Source organism: Paenibacillus sp. S-12 (genome assembly GCF_030363895.1).
GTDB classification, from domain to species: domain Bacteria; phylum Bacillota; class Bacilli; order Paenibacillales; family Paenibacillaceae; genus Paenibacillus_B; species Paenibacillus_B alvei.
In genome coordinates, this window is the sequence record NZ_JASIUF010000008.1 from 309,817 (window position 1) to 332,986 (window position 23,170).

19 protein-coding genes and 1 pseudogene are annotated in these 23,170 nt (G+C 44.4%); 18 read left to right on the plus strand and 2 right to left on the minus strand.

The annotated features are described in order from the left end of the window. Positions 1-287: 287 nt before the first annotated feature. The 6 genes and pseudogenes from NO352_RS08970 (at position 288) to bshB2 (ending at position 4,872) form a co-directional block, all read left to right on the plus strand. Complete coding sequence (locus NO352_RS08970; RefSeq protein ID WP_289355397.1) at positions 288-947, plus strand: DUF2625 family protein; 660 nt, start codon at positions 288-290, stop codon at positions 945-947. Then, positions 944-1,948, plus strand: a complete 1,005-nt coding sequence (locus NO352_RS08975; RefSeq protein ID WP_289355398.1) for a Gfo/Idh/MocA family protein — start codon at positions 944-946, stop codon at positions 1,946-1,948. The genes NO352_RS08970 and NO352_RS08975 overlap by 4 nt, the downstream gene beginning before the upstream one ends. Positions 1,949-1,953: 5 nt before the next feature. Further along, positions 1,954-2,061, plus strand: a pseudogene (locus NO352_RS08980) (O-methyltransferase); the annotation flags it as partial. 710 nt (positions 2,062-2,771) lie between these two features. Beyond that, complete coding sequence (locus NO352_RS08985; RefSeq protein ID WP_289355399.1) at positions 2,772-3,431, plus strand: histidine phosphatase family protein; 660 nt, start codon at positions 2,772-2,774, stop codon at positions 3,429-3,431. A gap of 368 nt (positions 3,432-3,799) precedes the next feature. Continuing rightward, on the plus strand, positions 3,800-4,144 hold the full coding sequence (locus NO352_RS08990; protein WP_005549264.1) for a YojF family protein: 345 nt from the start codon (positions 3,800-3,802) through the stop codon (positions 4,142-4,144). Between the two features lie 71 nt (positions 4,145-4,215). Further along, positions 4,216-4,872 carry a bacillithiol biosynthesis deacetylase BshB2 gene (gene bshB2 / locus NO352_RS08995; RefSeq protein WP_005549263.1) on the plus strand — a complete coding sequence of 219 codons (657 nt, stop codon included), beginning with the start codon at positions 4,216-4,218 and terminating at the stop codon, positions 4,870-4,872. Between the two features lie 447 nt (positions 4,873-5,319). Here bshB2 and NO352_RS09000 read toward each other — a convergent pair whose 3' ends face one another. Next, positions 5,320-9,969 carry a hypothetical protein gene (locus NO352_RS09000; RefSeq protein WP_289355401.1) on the minus strand — a complete coding sequence of 1,550 codons (4,650 nt, stop codon included), beginning with the start codon at positions 9,967-9,969 and terminating at the stop codon, positions 5,320-5,322. A 182-nt stretch (positions 9,970-10,151) separates the two neighbouring features. On the opposite strand from NO352_RS09000, the gene NO352_RS09005 reads away from it, so the two are divergent. The 10 genes from NO352_RS09005 to NO352_RS09045 all read left to right on the plus strand — a co-directional run bounded on the left by NO352_RS09005 (position 10,152) and on the right by NO352_RS09045 (position 20,015). Further along, the gene (locus NO352_RS09005; RefSeq protein ID WP_289355402.1) at positions 10,152-11,405 is read left to right on the plus strand and encodes a hypothetical protein; all 1,254 of its coding nucleotides are present in this window, start codon (positions 10,152-10,154) and stop codon (positions 11,403-11,405) included. A gap of 275 nt (positions 11,406-11,680) precedes the next feature. Beyond that, the gene (locus tag NO352_RS25115) at positions 11,681-11,974 is read left to right on the plus strand and encodes a hypothetical protein (RefSeq protein WP_353961238.1); all 294 of its coding nucleotides are present in this window, start codon (positions 11,681-11,683) and stop codon (positions 11,972-11,974) included. Positions 11,975-12,046: 72 nt separating this feature from the next. After that, entirely contained in the window at positions 12,047-12,514 is a 468-nt protein-coding gene (locus tag NO352_RS25120) for an ABC transporter substrate-binding protein (RefSeq protein WP_353961239.1), read from the plus strand. A 321-nt stretch (positions 12,515-12,835) separates the two neighbouring features. Beyond that, positions 12,836-13,534, plus strand: coding sequence for a response regulator transcription factor (locus tag NO352_RS09015; RefSeq protein WP_005549254.1), 699 nt, complete (start codon positions 12,836-12,838; stop codon positions 13,532-13,534). After that, a complete protein-coding gene (locus NO352_RS09020) occupies positions 13,527-14,660 on the plus strand; it encodes a HAMP domain-containing sensor histidine kinase (RefSeq protein WP_268619756.1) in 1,134 nt (377 codons plus the stop codon). The genes NO352_RS09015 and NO352_RS09020 overlap by 8 nt, the downstream gene beginning before the upstream one ends. 164 nt (positions 14,661-14,824) lie before the next feature. Further along, positions 14,825-15,691 (plus strand): carbohydrate ABC transporter permease, encoded by an 867-nt coding sequence (locus NO352_RS09025; protein ID WP_268593598.1) that lies wholly within the window; start codon positions 14,825-14,827, stop codon positions 15,689-15,691. Positions 15,692-15,755: 64 nt separating this feature from the next. Further along, positions 15,756-16,589, plus strand: a complete 834-nt coding sequence (locus tag NO352_RS09030) for a carbohydrate ABC transporter permease (RefSeq protein ID WP_163976616.1) — start codon at positions 15,756-15,758, stop codon at positions 16,587-16,589. A gap of 24 nt (positions 16,590-16,613) precedes the next feature. Next, a complete protein-coding gene (locus NO352_RS09035; protein WP_289355403.1) occupies positions 16,614-17,801 on the plus strand; it encodes an efflux RND transporter periplasmic adaptor subunit in 1,188 nt (395 codons plus the stop codon). 46 nt (positions 17,802-17,847) lie between these two features. Then, positions 17,848-19,179 (plus strand): ABC transporter substrate-binding protein, encoded by a 1,332-nt coding sequence (locus NO352_RS09040; protein ID WP_289355404.1) that lies wholly within the window; start codon positions 17,848-17,850, stop codon positions 19,177-19,179. Positions 19,180-19,484: 305 nt separating this feature from the next. After that, a complete protein-coding gene (locus NO352_RS09045) occupies positions 19,485-20,015 on the plus strand; it encodes an NAD(P)H-dependent oxidoreductase (protein WP_005549246.1) in 531 nt (176 codons plus the stop codon). A gap of 166 nt (positions 20,016-20,181) precedes the next feature. Here the strand turns inward: NO352_RS09045 and NO352_RS09050 are convergent, their stop codons facing one another. Continuing rightward, positions 20,182-20,661 (minus strand): hypothetical protein, encoded by a 480-nt coding sequence (locus NO352_RS09050; RefSeq protein WP_289355405.1) that lies wholly within the window; start codon positions 20,659-20,661, stop codon positions 20,182-20,184. A 236-nt stretch (positions 20,662-20,897) separates the two neighbouring features. On the opposite strand from NO352_RS09050, the gene NO352_RS09055 reads away from it, so the two are divergent. Together NO352_RS09055 and NO352_RS09060 are read left to right on the plus strand one after the other, a co-directional pair. Next, positions 20,898-21,863, plus strand: coding sequence for a sugar phosphate nucleotidyltransferase (locus tag NO352_RS09055; protein WP_289355406.1), 966 nt, complete (start codon positions 20,898-20,900; stop codon positions 21,861-21,863). Further along, the gene (locus NO352_RS09060) at positions 21,860-23,164 is read left to right on the plus strand and encodes a UDP-glucose dehydrogenase family protein (RefSeq protein WP_353961240.1); all 1,305 of its coding nucleotides are present in this window, start codon (positions 21,860-21,862) and stop codon (positions 23,162-23,164) included. Before NO352_RS09055 ends, NO352_RS09060 begins: the two co-directional genes overlap by 4 nt. The last annotated feature ends 6 nt before the right edge of the window (positions 23,165-23,170 follow it).

Below are 23,170 nucleotides of genomic sequence, written 5' to 3' on the forward strand. Positions count from 1 at the left end.
CATGTATCTTAGCTAGGACAACCTGTAACTTTCTGCCAAGGCTGCAAATGAAGGGCATCCCGAACGAACTAGGATGTCCCTTGCAACCTAACCTTGTTTTTCAATGATAATGAGACAAGTCCTATCAGGGAATGGAACGGGTATCTTAATCTATCATATCGATTTCATTTGGATTGACGGTATTGGTACATATAGCGCATAGTAAGTCAGGTAGACATCGTGATGGAGAGAAGGTTATTCGCACATTCTATCAACAAGAATATCATGTCGCAGAAGGGAATGAGATCATGAGTAATGCCGTGAATGAGCAGACATGGAAGGAGATTCTCCAGTTATTTGAAAATGGAAACAATCGTATAAATGTTTTGTCAGCCGATCCTGTACGAGGAAAGAATACAGGAGCGATACTGCAAGTCAGCGAACGCAGTTACATAGGTGCGATTGCTCGTCGTTCGGGAGGCGTTCTGGTGGATGGCGGATGGATTAAGCTGCTCGGCTCTGGGAATGATGCTGTATTCGGCGATTTACTAAGTTGGAATGGCTTCGGTGATGATATTGGAATTATGCCGCTGCATGGCGCATGCATGATTGCATATGACTTGGCAGGTGGTTTTTTTGCCCTGAATGGAGGCTGCTTTGAGAGCGAAGGAAACCACGTCTACTATTTCGCCCCGGATACGCTAGAGTGGGAGGACACGGAATTGTTGTACTCCGATTTTTGTGAGTGGCTGGCGAATGGAGACTTGGCGCTTTTTTACCGTACATTCAGATGGAATGGCTGGGAGAACGATATTGCTGCGCTAAAAAGGAATGAAGCCATCAGTTATTTCCCGCCGTTGTGGGCGGAAGAAGGCTCAGCTGAGCACAGCAGCAGGAAAGCTGCTCCTGTTGCGGAATTGTGGAATTCTTACACACAATCTAGGAATGGAATGGAGAGCGAACAATGACGAAGGACAAAATCAAACTAGCGATTGTCGGCCTAGGAAATATGGGCAGGTACATGATTCGAACCATTTCCAGTCCAGCGTTGGCAGAACAGGTGGAATTGGTAGCGATATGCGAGGCGAATTCTGAATCGCGAGAGCAGTATCAGCAAGATTACCCGCATGTGAAGTACTATGCTGATTATAGCAAGATGCTAGAGGAAATGGACATCAATCTTCTATACGTATCTGTTCCTCCTGCCTATCATTATGATATCGTATGCGCGGCATTGCGCAAGAAAATCCATGTCTTCTGTGAGAAGCCGCTTGCTAACAATTTACAAGAAGCAGCTGAATTGCTCAAACTGGCAGAAGAAGCGAACGTTGTTCATGCTATTCATTTCTCGATGCCGCATGAGCCGTCTGTGAAACGAATGGAGCAGATGATCAAGGAACAGTCCATTGGAACGATCCGCAGCATGGAACTTATCCTTCATTTCCCAACATGGCCGCGCAGCTGGCAGCATAACAGTTGGATCTCGACCCGGGCGCAGGGGGGGTTCGTTCTAGAGGTAGGCGTTCACTGGATTCATGTTATTCAGAAGCTGTTTGGCACGATTACGCATGTTCAGAGCGAACTGGAGCTGCCAGCAGATGAAGAACGCTGCGAAACGGGGATACGAGCAAAAATGCTGCTGGACAGTGAAATTCCGATTTATGTGGATGGCTTATCGGGCATGGCAGGAGAGGAACGAGTTTCTCTCGTTATTTATGGCAGTGAAGGTACGATTTCTCTCGAAAATTGGAATCGGCTTCATGTTGGAGCAATTGGACAGCCACTGGCGAATGTCGCCGTAGAAGATATGGAGGAAGTTCCGATGGCGGTGCAGGTCATTCGTGCCATTCACGGAGAGCGGGCCGATTATTTCGATTTCCGAGATGGGTATGAAGCTCAGGCTGTTTTGGAGGCGTTACGACATCCTTCGTCAGCACAGCTTGCGGACATTCGGAAGGCAGCAGAATGAACAGCTTCTTTGAACTGATTGCTGCTGAGCCCCGCTTATGTGCGACAGCGATGCAAACCGTTGGAAGCAAAGGCTATGACGGTTTTGTTATGGCGTTAGTGGTCGAACCTTGAGTAAAAATGAAGAAAAGCCCTGCCCTCATGAACTGTGATCCATAAGAAGAACACTTAGAAAAAAAACGACCCTCTTGTGGGTCGTTTTGCATTATACACTCTAGAATGAGGCTGTCATAGCCAAGGCCGGCTCATGTCTCTTAGGGGGAATTGTTGGGACAATGCCTCAATGGAATGGCTCTTCGTCATATGAAAGACGAAGTTCATTTTATAGATTGTCAAACTATTAAAAGAATACATGTAAACAATGTATAGCCCCTTATATTGCATCAATCACATACATTTTATCATCCTCGGGACCAGCTTGGATAGAACTGGGCTGAGCATTTAAATAGACAACTTCCGGTGTGGAGAAACCCTCTAATGTTCGTTTTTGCGGAAATATAAGGAATCCTTTCCCTGTTTGCCGTAGTTCGCAATTTAGTTCTATAAATATAAATTCATTTTTAATGACTCTACCCCATAATCAGTGATTACAGTCCTATAACTTTATTTCTAGCTATTCTTCGATTCAATCCTTTTTAACCGTGATCATTTGGCCACATAATGCCATGAATTACACAAGTACTGATGTTCTGTTTTGAGCCTCATTTATTGCATTTATTTGGTGGGTTGATTCACAAGAAATTTCTTTCGGATTTTAAGAATAAAAGAAAGTTTTACTATAAATACTAAATACACAAGAAATAATAAGAAAGGATTAGCACAGCATGTTTAAAAAAATAACATTCTCCGTTTTACTCCAAATGCTCATCTTTTTCTTTCTGGTGTCCGTCAGTCATACTGGTGCACTTAGTCTGAATGAAGAACGAGTAGAAGATTCGTTGCTTCGAAAGCTTCAAGAAGGGGGCTACATTCTTTATATACGGCATGGCGAGACGACGGGACAAGATAAACCTAATCTGTCTTTCAATGACTGCTCAACCCAAAAAAACTTGAACGAAATTGGAAAAAAACATGCAAAAGCGTTGCGTACCGTTTTCGAGAAACTAAAGATTCCCGTTGACTACCCCGTTTTGACAAGTCCTTACTGTCGTACCAGAGAAACTGCCGAAATTGCTTTCGAAAAACAGAATATGGTGGTCAATGAGAATTTAGCTTACATTTATTATTTAGAAGATGGCCAATTAGATGATGAGCAGAAGAAAATAAAAGCAAACATCATTCAAATGCTTGAAACCCAACCTCGGCATGGTACAAATAAGGTAATTGTCGGTCACAGTTATCCATTCCATGAATCGATCAAGGGTGAAATTCCGAACGTAGGTACGGTTGTGTTAAAACCGAAAGGCCAGGGGAATGGGTTCGAGTTTGTTGCTCTGATCAAATTGGAAGATTGGATCAGATGGTCTGTCGAGAATCGTTCCTGATCCGGAATGAAAGAGATCAAAAAAATCGGTAGTCCCCAAGGTGGGGGCTTCCGATTTTTTTTCTTGTACGCTCAACTGAGCAAATTCATCTTTAGGGTGCAAGTCCCACACGGGGGGAGGAGGCGAACGCCGACGCGTTCGTGCTAAGAGCAACGACAGCCGTTTCCCGCAAGGGAGCTGCCAACAATCAGGGTATGTTGGCGCGCCGAGTTCTTCGTAGGCACAACTCTCCCCTTCCTCTCGCAAAGTCCATAACGACCTGCTGGAACGAATGCTCGGTACGTAATGCTAGAACTTTATATGATATAATGAGAAATGAAATTCATATCATAAAGTCAGTGGTTATTTGATCCATGGAGGAACGAATCATGCAACTTATACAACCAGATCGCGTTCAACATCAGCTGCAAAGCTTACAGGATAAGTTCTTATATGCGCATCTTGAGATGACAACGGGTGCTTATGCTGCACATCGGGATAAATCAAAAATGACGGCATCCGTATTTTTTAAAAACGCCCCCGTCCGCTATTCACATGGCACGTTAGCAGGAACAGGCCCCTATCGAATCGGTCTAAAAACAGAGCATGGGTGGATTTATGCGGAAGGTCTAACACATTGGGAAGAAAGCGATGAGCGCCGACTGATTATGGCGGGCCATGATTCGGAGGGACGATTGCTTGTCAGCTTCATGCTTAGTGAGCAGCCATTCTAAGTAAAGCGAGCCTTCTCACTGCTGATTGCGAATGATTCAATTAATAGAGACAACTGAAGAGGGGACATCAAATGGAATCACAACATCGTATTGTCGTCGTGCTGCCTCATCCCGATGATGAAGGGATTATGGCAGGTACATTGGCGAGACATATTCATCAAGGCAAGATCGTTACTTATGCATGCTTGACATTGGGAGAGATGGGACGGAACATGGGCAACCCTCTCTTTGCCAATCGGGTGACATTGCCGCTCATCCGTAAACAGGAATTGCTGGAGGCGTGCAAGCGGATCGGAATCGAAGATGTCCGCATGTGGGGGTATCATGATAAAACGATTGAGTTCGAGGAGCAGGATAAGCTGTCGCAGAGAATTGCTGAATTACTGCTAGAGCTGCAGCCGGAAATCGTATATACGTTCTACCCGGGGCATAGTGTTCACCCGGATCATGATGCGACCGGCGCTGCTGTTGTGCAGGCCGTGAAGAAGCTTCCTGTAAGCGGTCGGCCGGTCGTTCGGTGCGTCGCGTTCTCATCCAATCGCAAGGATGCTCTAGGTCAGCCGGATGTAGTGAATGACGTCAGTAACTATGTCGAGCAAAAGATTCATGCGATTCATGCCCATCAATCTCAGGTACGGTTTTTATTGAACAATGGAACATTGGATGACCCGGCTTTTCGGGCGAAATACAGCAAGGAAGTATTTTGGCAGTATCGATTCGATGATTAGAGAGCTCCAAAGATCCATTAGAAAGTAAAGTTACTGATATCGGAAAAATACAATGTGCAGACACTCGATTCATCAAGTGATTATCGCTTGTGAATCGAGTGTTTTTTGCATACGAATGATTCAGATGTGAATTCCTGCGAAAATGATTATTTTTGACTCTAACTCAATTACAAAGTAAAGAAGAGTGATTCCTTAAGAATCGCTCTCTTTCTGCTTAGCTGAATTCGAACCTGTGACTTGTTCACAATCTGTAGATTGGCAGTCAATTAATATTAGCGCTGAATACGACGGCAACTACGTGATTTGCTATCAAGCTTCCCAGCGTAAATCCGACATCTGGATTTAATGTTGGCTGTACAACTCCGTTGATTTAGGTATCGCCTACATTGGCATAACTTTTGTCAACACTCTTCACATTGCTCAGTCTGACAACATTCACCTTTGTCATCATTGTATTCGTTGTGGCGGATACTTGAATATCTCGTGCAATGCTTGGATAGTTAGGCGAACCTCACTTTGTTCAGGTTGGGGCATAATCTTCGTCTGCTCCCAATAGCCCATCTGGTTTATGTCATACTGATAATGATAGGATACAGCAAGATGCTTCAAGATATCGTGATGTAGCGTCAATGAAGTGAGATGCTCAGGAACGTGAATGGATAGCTCGACCGAAGCAGTTTGACCCATATGAAGGACGGGAAGCAAGAGCTGATTGGAAAGTGAACGAACAGTCCCCGAAGCTGCAAACATCGTGCTACAGGATGACATATTATACAGCTTTGCTTGGGCAGGCAGATTCAGTGCAAGATTATAAGCTGTACCTCCGCCCACATTCATAATTGTTAAGGTCAGGAGAGCATTTCTCTTATTCTGATGAGAAGACGCTGCAAACTGCGATGAGATTTGCAAAGCATGGTTGTGGGGATGAACATACACTACATTGCCGTAAGCCTTATGCAGCGAATTCACTTCATGAAGCTTTGTGTGACAGAAATACAGCACCTTAATTTGATTCCTTAACAGTGCTGAGAGAGGCGGGTCTACCATTTTTGCTTCGTGATATAAAATAACTGCTTCTCCAGGCTTCAAGCATTCCAAGCATAATTCGCTGAGATGCGAAGGAACACATTCATCATTGACGGAGGTTGGGATAGGCATGGATTCGGACAAGAACCGCTTCTGAGAGGCCATAAGATCCTGCACACAAAGGGACAACGCGTCCATCGTGCCGCAATTGTGAATGAGCGTTCGGAAACGCAGGACATCGCCAATTGCTGCTACTGTCTTATCAACCGTCGTATGCACCTCAAGTTTACTATAATGGATCAATGTCATTACGCTGTTGCTGAATGCTTTATGGATTTTAGCTCGGACTGCTTGCGAATAGCTGTCGATCCGATAGAGTGCCGTCGCTGTATAGATGAAGCAATTCGACACTGGTGGCGTGTACACTTCAATCTCAAACCGTACAGTTACACTTTCGCCAGAATGGATACGTCCAATTTTGATCTGATGTGCAGATGTTGGAGCAAGATGGCGCATGTCATTTTGTTCGAATCGACATGCACGGATAAGTCTGGCTTCGGCAGGAAGCGGGAGCATGAGACTGACCTGTTCGGCTGAAGAATGTCCGATATTGCAGATTATGAGCGTGTATTGGTTAGGCTCGCCACATTTGACATCTTTATGTTTACCACTCAGTCGCATGATTAACTTAGCTGGTTGAATTCCGTTCTTGGAAAGCGGAATACAAGAATTGGACAGGAAAGGAAAGGCTTGAATGAGGACAGGATTAGCCTTTGAAATCCCTTGCTTGCATCCGCAAAATTTGGGAAGCCGATACTGATAGTCTACTTCTGATTGAATGATGAAGCTTTTCGTTCTCGGGATACCATCCACATGTATCCGGAAAGATATCAATACCGTTGTTCGAGGAAAAATAGAACCGATATAAAATCCCCGTATGGGACATACTTCAGGCCAATGCTCTCCATTTACATGTACAGATCCGCTAACGATTCGAAGTTCCTCGGGTATTGCGGTCGAGAACCACACCTCATCAGCAGTTGCCGTACCTGCATTCGACACGGCCGCCTCAATGACGTGCTCTTTACCGAGCGTAATGTATCGGTGTGACGAGGCTGCATGGACGATTATGCGTCCATGGTAGATATAAGTATGAACGGTATTGCTGCAGGTTCGACGTTTCATTAGAGAAGGCTGATCATGCGAAGGATAGCAATATTCAGCATCTGCCACGTTCGCTAACCATCCTGTTACAGGAGCTTCTCTGACTAGGCAGCGATATGAAATGACACGGCTGCAGCCAGGGTGAAGCGTGCCGAGATGGAGTTCGAGTGCATTTCTGCATACATATGCCTTTCCGTCAATGCGAAGACTGCCTGATAAGAAGGTAAGGACATCTGGTAGCAAGTGGATAAAGTGAATATCCCTTAATGGAACAAGCGCCGTATTTCGCAAAATAAATGTAAATGACTGTTGTTCTCCCAGTTGTACGCATTCTCGATCCACACTCATGTACATGTCTAAAAGCGTGGCTTGTACCATAATGCATGCCGTATTCGATAGCTTCGTATCATATTTGATATGACCCCCGTTATGGAACATAGTGGAGTAGCTTACCCAGGAGGTATGGCAGATAAGCTGGTTTACAGCAATATCCATCACTTCGGCCAACAGGCTTACATATGTCTTGCCGCCGGGCATGATCCGATGCAGACGAAATCCGCAGATCGGATCAGCATACGGCGCAGGAGCGCCGTCAATACGGACACTTGATGGTATCCAACGCAGCTGAGAAGGCAGCGGATCAGCAAACCATGTATGTTCTAGTGTCACATTCCCTTGATTGTCAAGGCGATGATACAAACGAATGATCTCTCCTGGCATGGCAAGGCGGGTATTCGCATATTTGTACAAACTGACGCGATGATAGCGAACATACGTCTTGGTTTTGTTGCTGTAAGTGGTTCCCGTATGTATCCGGCAAGAATCGTGCTGCGTATAGTTGTAGGTAATCTTAGCTTGATTGCTGATATATCCGGAGATCGGCCTTGTGGTAATCAATGCGGTGAAGGTAACCATAATCACCGTGCCTATCAATAATCGGCCTAATGGATAGCCGCGCGCAAGGTTGCAATATTTACAAGTGATACCATTCACCTTAACTGAGCCTGGTAAAATGCTAATTCCGTTATCAACCCTATCGCGCAGCTCCGTATTCGTTACGGTCACATGGCCTTCATTCGCAATACGAATCGTATATATCAGATGATCGCCTACATCAGCATATCTGTGATCTACCATTTTCGTTATGTAAATGTTGAGATCATCATGATTGTGGGCCAGGATCATATTGCTTGGTTGTGATGTCGTGATAGATGGTTGATTTGGAGCAATTTGATATCTGTACGGAATGATCGCCTGATTGCGTACGATCTGTGTGCCATGTATTTCAACGATCACAGGATTACTATCAATGGTAATTTGGGGCCCTCTATATTTGCTCGAACGATAGACACTATAGGTCAAATCAGCTTTTGTTTCAAGGCGGCCAGAAGGCGGAACATGATGCAAGTTCAATTCATATTGGATGACCCGGGGAGTAAGATCATGGATATCTTCTATGCAAAAGCCAACTAAGGGATCCTCTGGTGAGATCGGCATCCCGTTGACTGTTAATGTGCCGGGAACATAGCAGCATTCATTGTCTGCGATAACTCGAAAGGATAAGTTAGCAAGTCTTCTGTTGCTGTTCGGCGTAATCGTTGTTGTAAATGAAATTCGATCCTGCCAATATGCTCTCGACATCGAACATTGCTGCGTTACGATCACATCGCATTCAGTCGAGGGAAAAGTGACCTCTACTTGATTGGACTGTACGCGAGTGCGATACATATTAGATGGAGATGCAGGATCATATGTGACGGAAGCAATGCATACCACCTGATCTTGTGAAAGCTTACTTTTTTGAACAGCAGCGGCAAAAGTAATCGTGACCGTTGCATCCTGCGCCAAAGAAGGTATGATGAGCATTCCGCTCTTGCAGTTAACCGACATGGAATTGTGACAACTGTCTTGGACACAAATATATGGCTCAAGCAGCGTTGCCCCTTCCGACAAATAGAGCGTCACATATATCCGTTCAGCTGCCCTGTCTCCAATATTGCACAGTTGGAGGGAATAGAACACGGTATCGCTAGGTTGAAGCTCCTCACTGCCCTTGTATCCCTCTATGTCCTTCAAGCTTGCCTGTATTATCGCTCCTGAGCAATCGAGCTGTACAGCTATCGTATAAAGTTCTGAAAGAGCTGAATCATCTCGGGCAGATAACGCACATATCAGTTGATCTTGAATGTAAGTAGAGTCAGTACGATCGAGGGATAATTCATATTGCCGCAACCCAGCAGATCCCGGAAAAGGATCTGCCTCGCACATCTGTGAACATGCAGAGTAATAAGACCCTGCCTTTCCGACTAGGGACTGTACATTGCTCGCGCAAAACCACAGCTTTATATGGACATCACTGTATGGAAGATTGAACCCCCAAAAAATATGGGGATAAGATTTCTGTTGATGAATATGTTCGTGACCAGCGGCCAATTGAATGTATTGCAAGGGCAGGGAGAAATGTTTCATGATGACGTGTAATACCCATCCGCATTGAATCATTTCTTTGCAGTGAACCCATGAAGGAATATGTAAGGAATAAGCACCAGCTGTCCATTCTTTTATTCGAATTGTAACGTCTGCGGTACATATCAATTGAGTTGCTTGTCCTTTCGCAACGCAAGTCGAGCAGTCTTGCGCTGACAATTCATACTCACCCGAAGGAGCATGCAAAATGACTTTTGCTTCTTGCGCCCAATACACATGCTCTTTTTCCAATTGCTGTTCAAATGTCCCGTACCATGTGAGCTCTGCATGCAAGATGTCACATGCTGTGATCAGATCCAGTAATCCAACACGATCGGTCAAGCACTCCGAGGAGCCATTCACAAATTGACCTGCAATTGATATAGCCGCTGTATCTATCGTGGAAAATCGGGGGATAAGCGGCATTGTTCTGCCCTCCATTTTCATGGTATCTCTTATAGAGTGTATGAAAGGATTTGCAAGTTATAACCTTTCGCGCATACACTTCGGCATAAGAAATGGCATGCAATAGCAATAGACATGAGGCCTTAGGAAAATTGATTTTTTCGTGATGAAGAATGGTTTCAGTGGCACACTAAGGGAAATGAGGAAGGAAGTGAGTCATGAAATCGTATATACATGCTTTATTTGTATTGTTGATGCTGTTCGTATGGGCTGCACCCTCAAGCGGATGGACAAAAATACAGCCTTATACAGCTGCATTTATTCGTGACAATGACCTGTGGATTACGAGCGGAACACAAGAGAAGCGGATTACAACCGGGGAGTATATACGGAATCCGAAATGGTCCTTTGACGGGAAATGGGTCGCTTTCACGAAGGGGAAGGAACAACAGGAGGTGTGGGCATATCACACCGTTACAAAATCTCTTAGACGGATAGGAGAAGGAGAAAATGTGCAGTGGTCGCCCAAGTACAGCATCCTTGCCTTTCAGACAAATAATACGCTTCGGATAGCTAATGTGGATACACCCGCTACCCCAATTATTACAACGATTGCAGATCAAATCGGCAACTATGCATGGAATCCAAGCGGAAACGGATTGTTAGTATCTACACTCTCCAAGCTGCTGCCTAATGGGAAGTGGGAGGATATCTATTTATACAACATAAGGCTTGAAGCGGGATCAAGTGCGCCCAATAAAGAACTGCTGTACCGGATTTCAAATCAAACCGATGATTTCTTCGCCGTATTAACCAGTACATTCAAATGGTCGCCCGATGGGAAATGGATCGCTTTCATCGCGATACCGACTGCGTCGCTATCCGCTGACGACAATACACTGTGCTTGCTGTCTGCAGATGGGAAAACCTTCATTAAAATCGGTAATATGCTTCACAATACCAATTGGTTCAATTGGGCTCCGAAAAGCGATAAGCTGGCTTACATAGCTGGAGTGGGAAGAGAAGCGACAAGCAACAAGAAGCTTACCGTAGTCAAGGAGCCATTCCCTCTTAATCAGCGTTCTTATACACCTGATGGGAGGGTAGATACTGATTTCACATGGCGGGATAGTCATACGATAATTGCCTCAAGAGCAACCGAAGCTCAATGGACGAGCAATCCCGATAAGAGGCCGCTGCCAGAACTCGTGTTCATCGATCTCGATACCGGAGTGCAAGCGAAGCTCACTGCTCCTCCCACTGGGTTTGGGGACTATTATCCGTTATTCGTGGAAGATGGCCGCAAGCTTTCATGGATCCGAACGGACCGATCTACAGCAGAAGTCCTGCTGTCTTCACCCGATGGCAAGCACATGCATGTATGGATTCCGGATTTAACGCTCGGTACCAATTATTATGAACGTTGGAACTGGAGTGAAGTGTTTCAACCTTACAACACCAGTACAAATTGATAAGATTGGAAAAGTGCTGCGCAGCATTATACATGCAACATTTTGGATCTAAGAATAGATTGTTTTGTTTCAATAAGCCGACATTCAAGAAGAATGAAGGCTTTTTTATATCGATTGAATGGTACATGAATGTCTAAAAAAGAGATAGGGAATGTGCATTGCCAGAAGAAAAGTTGAATCGTAGAATGATAACGTATAAGTGATAATGAGAATCGTTATTATAAGCGGACTCGATTCACAATACTTACTATTTATTTCATAGAGGTGAAGGATTCATGATCGGGGGAACATGGAAGAAATCAGCTTGGCTGATTGTATTAGTAGCGGCAGTATTGGGCTTATCCGCTTGCGGCTCAACAGGGGCTCCACAGACGAAAAAGGAGTCTTCCACAGCGGCTGAGGCAACGGATCATTCCACTGCCAAGAGCGAAGCGGAAACGAAGGACACAGATACCCGTGTAGTGAAGGACGAGTTCGGGAAAGTATCGATTCCTGAAAATCCGAAGCGTGTGATGGGAGTGTATTTGCAAGATTATATGACTGCCTTAGGCGTGAGACCAGTCATGTAATGGTACCATCCTAGCTGGGGGAAGCAGGATTATCTAGGACTGGATGTACCGGCATTTGATATTACCGGCAGCATGGAGGCATTGCTGGCAGCCAGCCCCGATCTCATCATCGTTGATGGTGGTGTGGATGCTGCGAAATACGCGCAATACTCCAAGATCGCTCCTACTTATCGGCTCCAGGAAGGGATATTGCAAAATCCCCTAGAAATCTTAAAAAAAGTTGCTGATTTGCTTAATATGAAGGAAAAAGGGGACAGTGTGCTTGCACAGTACAACCAAAAGATAACAGAGACGAAGGACAAGCTACAAAAAGCGGTTGGAAACGAGACAGTTGCCGTAATTCGTTTGAATGTAGGCGATAAAACGCTGGCTCTATTTGGGATCGAAAACCGCTATATCGGCAGCATATATAAGGAAATGGGGCTGACTCCACATCCACTGGCGAGGGATATGAAGGAATTCCACGCGATCTTGTTGGAAGAGAAGCTTCCGGATTTGAATGCAGATCATATCATTGTGTTCCCGTCTAACGGTACATGATCCTCGGAAGAGAATAAAGAAGCAGAAAAGCTGCTTGACAGTACACTGTGGAAAGGGCTGCCTGCCGTGCAAAATCATTGTGTGCATGAAGTGGATTTTTTGACATGGATGAATTATGGGGTCATTTCCAACAAGAAAAAAATTGATGATGTACTTACGCTGCTCACATAGACATCAGTATCATCAGATGAATAAGTAGTAGCTTTGAGTTCATGAAAATGCCCTACGATTCCTTGCTGCATTATTCAATTTAGATAACGGACATGGGACTGATGCTCTGGTACAATATATAAAAGCAAGATAGAACTAGGAGTTGAAGCAATGAAGCCAATTACGATCTTAATCGCAGAGGATGAACCGGAAATTGCCGATCTCATTGCCCTGCACATTCAGAAGGAAGGATATAACTATATACAAGTATTAGATGGTCAAGCAGCCGTTCAAGCCGTTCGCAAGCATCCAATTGATTTGGCGATCTTGGACATTATGATGCCAAAGCTCGATGGATATGAAGTAACTCGTCAAATTCGAGAGCAGCATACCATTCCGATTATTTTCCTTAGCGCAAAAGATTCAGACCTCGATAAAATTACCGGCTTGGTAAGAGGAGCTGATGATTATATGACAAAGCCGTTCAATCCAATGGAATTGGTAGCGCGCGTCAATGCACAGCTGCGCCGTTCCATCCAGCTAAATCAGCCGACGACAGGAACAGGCAAAAACGTGCTGCAGGCAGGTGGTCTTGTTATACATGCTGAACAGCGTACCGTCAGTCTGTATGGGGAAGAAATCGAGCTGACGCCAAAAGAGTTTGATATTTTATACTTGTTAGCGAGTTCTCCCAAAAAGGTATACAGCTCAGAGCTTATTTTTCAACAGGTATGGGGAGAAGCCTACTATGAAGGCAGCAATACCGTTATGGTTCATATTCGTACCTTGCGCAAGAAGCTAAAGGAAGACAAGGCCAACAACAAGCTGATCAAAACGGTATGGGGGGTAGGCTATTCGTTCAATGGGTAAGCTGCTGAGAAGCTTTCGCTTCAAAATGATCTTGCTGCTGGCATGCAGCATGCTGTTATCCGGAATCATTACATATTCGCTTTTTAAAGCAATGCAGCTCTATTATCATACTACGAGATTGGAAGATCCGTTCACAGCCGTCCGATATTTTATGCGCGATGTGGGGGACATCTATTTTTTCTTAATTATTTACATCCCCCTTACCATAACGCTATTCTTTTTGTTCACGAGACGATATAGTGCTTACTTTCGAGAAATTTCAACAGGCATTCGCTATTTGGCTGACGGGGATTTTACGAGAGAAGTCCAAATAACTTCCAACGATGAATTTGAAGAAATCGCCCGCGATTTGAATCAAGCCAGCTTAAAGCTGCGAGGGGCTTTAGAAAGAGGAGACTTTGCCGAAAGAAGCAAGGATCAATTGATATTGAATTTGGCGCATGATCTGCGCACCCCGCTTACGTCTGTGATTGGATATTTGGACTTCATTCTTCGTGAAGAGGCACTGTCAGATGAACAGCGCAGGCACTTCACTGAAATTGCATTTGCCAAGTCGAAGAAGCTGGAGAAGCTGCTTGAGGAGCTGTTCGAATTGACCCGAACGAATTACGGGAAGCAGTCGATAAGCAAAAATCAAATTGACGTTGGCGAGCTCCTGATGCAATTGAATGAGGAGATGTACCCGGTCTATGAAAATCAGCAGCTTATTTCCAGAATGAGTATAGATCCTCACTTGACTGTGCTTGGTGATGGAGATATGCTGGCCCGCGTATTTGAAAATTTGCTGATGAACGCAACTCGCTATGGCAGTGACGGCAAGTATATCGATATCCATGCACGCTCAGAAGCAGGTGCGGTAGTCATTCAAGTTGTGAACTACGGCGCATATATCCCGCCTGAGAAGCTTCCTCACATTTTCGACATGTTTTATATCGGCGACGAATCCCGAACGCAGCGTGAAGGGAGCACGGGACTGGGCTTATTTATTGCAAAGAACATTGTTGAGCAGCATCATGGATCCATATCAGCGCAAAGTGACGTGATTTGTACAAAGTTCAAGGTGTGCCTGCCCATGTATATAGCTCCCTCTCATGAAGCAGGCTCCAATGAAGTTGCTTCTAAATAATCCAATTTAAGAAAAACTTTATTTTTACCACCACTTCTTTTTTATTCGTGTTCCTTATCCTGATTACAGGACAAGAGAAGACCTTAGAAATGAAGTGGTTTTTTTATGTCGAATGATGAAGAGTGCAGCTATGAAATAGGATGGGAATGATGATGAATCGGAAGATGAAAAAATGGTTTCGCAAAGATGCCGCTGCAGCCCTGTTATTTCTTTTGCCTAGTGGAATCGGATTCGCCATGTTCTACCTGATTCCATTCGGAATGGGAGTCATGTATTCGTTTCAGGACAATGCGGTCAATGGTCAATTTGTCGGTCTTACAAATTATCGTGATCTGATGGCGAGCGATTCCTTTCGCAAGGCTGCCATACATACTTTTTATTTTACTGCGCTAAGTGTTCCGCTAATGATTGCACTTTCATTAGGCCTGGCTCTATTGCTGAACAAAAATGTATATCTGAGAAAAGGACTGCGGACAGCTTATGTATTGCCGCTTGTCGTACCAACGGTATCCATTATCTTAATTTGGCAGGTGCTTCTAGACTGGAATGGGTCGCTGAACGCCTGGCTTAGTGCCTTTTCCTTCGAGCGCGTGGATTGGATGAAGTCTGATGCCGCCCGAATAGCCGTCATTGTTGTCTTTATGTGGAAAAATATAGGGTATAACATGATTTTATTTCTGGCAGGTTTGCAGCAGATTCCGAATGATTATTATGAGACGGCGGCAATCGAGGGGGCGGGTCGCATGCGTATGTTTAGCAGTATAACGCTGGTTTATTTGACTCCGACGATGTTTTTCGTTGTACTGATGTCCATCATTAACTCATTTAAAGTATTTCGCGAAACGTATCTTGTCGCGGGCGATTATCCGCATGACAGCATCTACATGCTGCAGCATTACATGAATAATATGTTCATGTCTCTTGACATTCAGAAGCTGACAGCGGCGGCAACCATAATGGCGGTCTGCATACTTTTCATTGTCCTGGCACTGTATGCGATCGAGCGTCGGTTCCGACAGTCAATGGAATAAGAATGGAGGGGGTGAGTTGCACACAACGCAAAATAAGTTTCGCGCATGTCTGTTAACGATCGTCATGGCATGCATCGCAGTCATCATGCTAGCACCAATAGTGATAACATTCACAAACTCAATAATGACAGAGCAGGAAATTGAGCGGAACTACGTTTTAATCGGCAAGATGAATGATGCTGCCGTTCCACATTCGCATCAGTTTGCCAATTTGAAGCTATTACCGGATCAAGTGTCAGCAGAACAGTATCTCAACATTTTGATAAAAAGTCCGAAATACCTGTCCATGTTTTGGAATTCCGTATTTCTGGTTGTGCCGATCATTGCTGGACAAACAGCAATAGCAGCACTGGCAGCTTATGCCTTCTCCAAGCTGCGATTTCGCGGTCGGGAAGCGATATTTTTAATATACCTGTTGACTATGCTTATGCCGTTCCAAGTAACGCTTGTACCAAATTATATTATGGCGGATCGGCTAGGCTTGCTCAATCATTCAAGCTCCATTATTTTACCGGGAATCTTCGCTGCATTTGGTGTGTTCATGCTCAGGCAGTTCATGCTTCATATTCCGTATGCCTACATTGAAGCTGCGAAAATAGACGGGGCCAGTCATATGCGGATATTTTTCACCATTATTTCGCCGCTGGTCAAGCCGGGAATCGCGGGACTTGTCATTCTGCTGTTCGTCGATTATTGGAACATGGTAGAGCAGCCGCTCATTTTTTTCAATGATCCATTGAAGCAGCCGTTGTCGGTCTATTTGTCCAAAATCAACGAAGGGGCAAAGGGCGTTGCATTTGCCGCCTCCATGCTTTACATGGCTCCTATGGTGCTGCTGTTTTTATATGCGGAATCATACTTCATCGAGGGCATTCAATTGTCCGGCATTAAAGGGTAGCTTTCAGAGTAGGAGGAATAGCGAGTGTCAGTTGCTGGGCTGCAAGAAGATAACCATGATCGCAAACGCAAGCAGGTTGTAAAGAGGATATCCATATTATTAATAGTCGTGTTGGCTGTACTCACCTTGTTCAGCAACACATTTGAATCACTGATGCTGCCCAAAGTGATAACCGAAAAGGCAGTAAGCGGCAGTCTTGACCATAAGCTGGTTGGGGGCGGCATACTGCGTCCTATTTTAGAAGTCAAGTTGATGAATCCTGCTGGCTGGAAAGTAAGTAAGGTATTGGTGAAGGAAGGTGCACAAGTCAGAAAAGGGCAGACTTTAGTAACTTACGACAGCATCACTGCAGAGCGTGAATTGCTGGACGAAAAGGCGAATTTAGAGAAGCAGCACATTGAGCTGCAAACCATTCAAGATCAGTTTATTACTTCTTCTACTGTAGATAGGGATGAGATGAAGCTCCGAAGCGCATCCCGAGATATACATACACGCAAGCTGGATATCGAGATTCAAACACGTAAAGTGAATGAACGAAGCAGACAATTGGCGAAGCAGAATCGTATTGCTGCCCCATTCGATGGGATCGTCACCAAAATTCATGCTGTTGAAGGATTGGCATCTGCAGGTGAGCCTGATGTTCTGGTTTCTAACAGCAGCGGCGGTTACTTTTTCGAACTTACAATGGATGCAGCGCGCTTGACAAACCTTGCTTTAACAATTGGCGACATCGTGCAAACTGAAGTACAGGTCACCCAACAGACTAAGAAACAGTCACGTCAGCTTGATGCTACGATAACGGAAATAAAGGATACGGCGGTAAGCTCTAACGATCCAGTCGCAGCGGGGAGCAGCGCGGGGGAGATATCTGTCCCACAGGTATATAAGATTGTTCGTCTCAAAATTACAGACAAGAGCTTGAGAGGCGGTGAAGTAGCACGAATTACGTTGATGAAGCGATCTCACCAAGAAGGAATGATCATATCCAATCAAGCGATTCATCGCGATCGGGAAGGAACGTATGTGTACGTCGTGGATGAACAGATGGGCCTGCTTGGCAATGCATTCACTGTACGCAAGGCCCTCGTTACGATTTTGGAAAGCAACGACAAGGTCACATTGGTTCAGCCTGACGGCATTTACGAGCAGGAACTGATTATTATGAATAGCAGTGAGCCTATACAAAATGGCAACCGAGTTCGATTGCAATAATCTGCAATATGTCTGATGTCGAAAAAAGAAAGAGGAGGAGATAGCGGTGAAAAAACGACTACTGATAGTGTTGGCTTGTATGGCGCTATTGACAATGACAATGGCTTGCGGCTCTAGGGAGCAAGGGGAAAAGCCGAAAAAAACAAAGGATGGAAAGACGATCGTTACGATGTCAATGATGGGCACGGATTCGTTCTATAAGGCCGCTGTCAAAAAATTCGAACAAAAAAATCCGGACATTGAAGTGCAGCTACACATATATAAACAACCGAATGAAAAATGGGAGGAGAATGATCACGACAAATATGTGCAGAAGATAAACACAGAGCTGTTGGCTGGAAGCGGAGCAGATATTTTAGAGGTAGCGAGTCTGCCTGTCGGGAAATATGTAAATAAAAAGTTGTTCGTCAATTTGAACGAGTTCATAGACAAAGAGGAACTCCTGCAAAAAGGGGATTTATATCCCAATATTATAAATTCGATGAAAATCAACGATGGACTATACTCAATGCCGCTTACCTTTTACATGTTATGTTTTATTAGCGATGGAAATGTACTGAAGAAGGCTAATGTTCAGGTCGATGACAAGAATTGGACATGGCAGCAATTCGAACAAGTGGCTCAGCAATTGAAACAACATTCAAGTGATGATGGGGGGATCCGTTATGCATTGGCCAACTACCCGCCAGAGGATCTGCTGCTAGAGATCGTTAGCAGTCGATATGCGGAGTTTGTTGATAGTCGCATTCAAAAAGCAAGCTTCGATGCACCGCGCTTTATCGAACTGATGGAGCAAATCAAGAGCATGTATGATCATCAAGTTGTTACATCGAAGGAGGCGGAAATCGGCAAGCAGCTATTCTATTCCACTATGCTGATGTCTTCAGCTGACTTTGTCGAATGGCCGCATACTTTATATTCCAATCCAGTACTGATGCATCGGCCGCATACAGCAGAGCAGGACAGCGGCGTTAATTTTTATGCCCCCTATCAGCTTGCTATTTCAGCCAAGTCGCAAGTTCAGGAGGAGGCATGGAGATTCCTATCCTTTTTAGCATCCGAAGAAGCGCAATCGATGCAGGAGAGACGCGGGTTCTCCGTACTTGCCTCGGTGAATGAGAAGAAGTTCAGCGATGTACAAAGTAAAGTGAACAGTGGGGCATTCAAGCTAGAATCGGGAAAAACCGTTAAGGTGGCTGATGGGTATTTTGCCAAGGCCAAGCACCTTCTGGCAGCAGCAAATGGCTACTCATCTGGCGATGACAAGTTGTTCTCAATTGTTAAGGAAGAATCGAAGTCGTATTTCAGCGGTCGAAAGTCAGCACAGGAAGCAGCAAAATTAATTCAGAACCGTGTGACCACCTATTTGAATGAATAATGAAGCGGAGAGAGGGGCAGCTATACGCTCCTCTCTTTTGATTGTGATTCATCGCAGTGACATCCATTCATGAGAAGGTGAACTACATGCTCGTCGTATTTTTAGCCTCCGAACAAGCTTCCTTCATGAATGGCAGTAATCTTCGGGTTGACGGTGGATCGGTTGCGAGCATGTAACCAGTGAAAGGGAATCACGGTTTTTGACACTAACCTTGATGTAAGTACCTGAACTAAAAGTGCGTACTTACAATTTGATAGTGATCATCTTATACTCAAGAGGCACACCTATCTAAGGAGGTCAAATCGTTGAAAACTCTTGTAATCGTAACACACCCAAACCTTGAAACTTCCGTTGTCAACAAGCGCTTGGCAGAGGAACTTAAAAAGCATCCAGACAAATATACAGTTCACGAATTGTATAAGGCATATCCTGATGGCAACATCGATGTGCAGCAAGAACAACAATTGATAGAGTCGCACGGGAATCTTGTATTGCAGTTTCCGATTTATTGGTTTAACTGTCCGCCGCTGCTTAAAAAATGGCTGGATGAGGTTTTTACGTATGGATGGGCTTATGGTTCAAACGGTGGAGACAAATTAAAAAATCGAAAAGCTGCATTGGCTGTGTCTGCTGGCATTAAAAAAGAGGATATTGAGGATGAGGGGAAATATCGTTATTCACTTGCACAAATTTTATCCCCATTTGAAATGAGCTTTCAATACTGTAAAGCAGATTATCGCTCATTCTATGCGTTTTACGGGGCAGAAAATGACCCTTCCGAAAGCAAGTTGGAACAAAGTGCTCTTGAATATGTGAATTTCATTGACAACCTGTAAGCAGTAATTTCTTTAAGCAAAATATATAGTTTTCGTTGTGGTCGGCTAGGGATAGGATTAAAGTGGAAATGCGAATGTAAAGAAGACGAGGTGCTTGCTCCTCGTCTTTTGTGATTTTCCCTATTGTAATGCCTTTTATAAATCGTCATCACTAACAAGCATTTCGCTATTCTTCATCTTCATCGTCTTCATCTTCATCATCGTCGATATCGAGCTCCTCGCTGACATCATCTTCATCATCGTCGATATCGAGCTCCTCGCTGACACCTTCATCATTAACGTCGATATCGGGCTCTTCACTGACATCTTCATCATCAACGTCAATATCGAGCTCTTCACTGACATCTTCATCATCGTCTTCATCTTCATCGTCGTCTTCATCTTCATCGTCGTCGTCATCGTAATCATCTTCATCATCTTCATCGTCGTCATCGTCATTGTCCAAATCTATGCTAGTCTTATCTCCATTCTCAAACTCGACCTCGATATCATCAACTTGTTCCCAGTCGATGTTTTCTAGAAAAGAATTAAGGTCGTTGCCTTCATCAGTATTGTACTCGACTTTCTCTCCGTCAACATATTCGATTTCGATGCTATCAATATCCGCTAACTCTTTGATCTTGTTCACATATTCATTCTTACTCACTCGGATCCATCCTCTCTAGATTGGATTAGTAACATTATGAACGTTCCTTCTATTTTATGTTTATATTTTAGGAAGGTATGGACAAATGAAACCGCTGTTGCGTGGAATTTTGACTATTTCTCTGTAGTTCAGATGGCAACCGTATATTTTCTCTATGAAGCTCCAGATGCCCTTACTAGGAAGAGTAGTCAGTCATATAGTGGTATATGGTTTTAACTAATAAAGGAGCGAGCATAATGAAGGGGTTAATCCTCAGTGCTGGCAAGGGTTCTCGGGTACAACCATTTTCCTTTACGACCCCCAAACCTTTGCTTCCCGTTGCAAATATTCCGCTTCTCTATTACTGCATCGGTAACCTTGTAGAAGTTGGGATTCAAGAAATAGGAATTGTGATCCAACCTGGACACCATACGTTATTTGCGGAACAGTTAGGACGAGGGGAACGTTGGGGAGTGGAAATAACGTATATATACCAACATATACCGCTAGGAATTGCCGATGCAGTTAGGCAGGCAGAAAGCTATATTGGCTTGAACAATTTTGTACTTATGCTTGGAGATAATCTAATTACCGAATCATTGGCAGGTCTCTGTGAAAGCGTTCTGCGAAAAAGGCACGACGCATGTATGCTGTTAGGAGAGGTAGCTCAACCGCAGGATTATGGAATTGTAGAAATATGCGATGATCAAGTAATAGGGCTGGAAGAGAAGCCCGAGAATCCAAAATCGAATTTAGCGTCGCTTGGGGCATATGTGTTTACTTCTAACATATTCGAGGCAGTTCGTTCTATATCTCCGTCAGCGCGGGGAGAGTATGAGATTACACATGCTATTCAGTGGTTGATAGACCAAGGATATTCGATTGGTTATACGATTACGGATAAAAACCATACAGACATCGGAACGATAGGACGATGGTTAGAGGCGAACCATTGGGTACTGGATGATATCGGGGATGATAATCTTCGTGAATTGCACTTCCAGTATCCGGGATGTCGACTGATCCCGCCGGTTGTAATCGATCCAACCAGTGAATTGAAGGATTGCATCATTGGTCCCTATGTAACTGTCGGACCTAGAGCCAAGATCAGTCACTGCAGCATCAAGAACAGCATTGTGCTGCAGGATGTCAGCATTACAAATGCACAACTCAACAATGTGATCGCGAATCAACATGATATCGCTTCACCGTCGAGGGGGTGAATAGCATCGATATTTTGGTCATAGGTCTTGGATATGTCGGGACAACTACTGCTCTTGCTTTTGCTGAAAGTGGATGGAAAATCACTGGATTCGACACGGATCATCTCAAGCTCTGCTCCTTGGAGAAGGGAGAACTCCCCTTCTATGAGCCAGGCCTAGAAGAGCTGCTGCAAAATCATGCACAGCAGGGGAACATCAGGTTTGTTAGGGATGTAAAGCAAGCTATTGAAAATCATCAAATCTTTTTTATTTGTGTGGGCACACCGTCTCGAGAAGATGGAAGTGCTGATTTATCATATATACAACGGGCAGCAGAATGGATTGGCGAATATATGCAAGAACACAAAGTCATTGTTGTGAAAAGCACGGTGCCAGTAGGAACTCAGAAAAAAGTCGCAGCATGGATTGGCAGCAAACAAAGGAAACCAATATCATTTGATGTCGTATCTAACCCCGAATTCCTCCGGGAAGGCAGTGCACTTCATGACGCGCTTCATCCGGATCGAATTATTCTTGGTACCGATTCGCAAGTTGCAGCTGATGTTGTAAGCAGCCTTTATCGGACTTACACGGGGCCTATAATCCGGACACAACCCTCTACAGCAGAGCTTATCAAATATGCCTCCAATGCTTTTCTAGCGACTAAGATTTCTTATATGAATGAACTAGCCAGATTGTGTGATCAATGTGGTGTATCGATTTCTGATGTTGCACAAGGTATGGGGCTAGATCCCCGAATCGGTTCTTCTTTCTTGCGAGCAGGCATCGGATACGGAGGCTCGTGCTTCCCCAAAGACGTTAACGCATTAATAAGCACAGCGGAGCAGTATGGCATTCATCTTAGCTTGCTAGAGAAAGTAGTACAAATTAATCAGAGCCAAGTTTCATATTTTCTAACGAAGCTGACAGCCAAGCTCGGTACACTTGAAGGAAAAAGGATAGCGATCCTCGGACTAGCTTTCAAGCCGGGAACGGATGACATAAGAGAGGCGCCTTCACTTGCTATCATTACTCAATTATTGAACAGTGGTGCCATCGTTAGCGTTCACGATCCCGTTGCTAAACTTCCTTTCAACGATCCAGCAGCTCGGTTGACTCAATATTCCCATATTTCAGATGCGCTGCAGAATACGGAAGCAGTCATCATTTGCACAGAATGGCCGATATATGAAGCGATGAATTGGAAAGAGGCCATTGATGTCATGCAAACTCCTATTCTGCTGGATGGCAGGAATATGCTGAAGGCAGCCGAGATGATAGAGTTCGGATACGATTATCTAGGAGTGGGTGGGCACAAATAGAGAGAA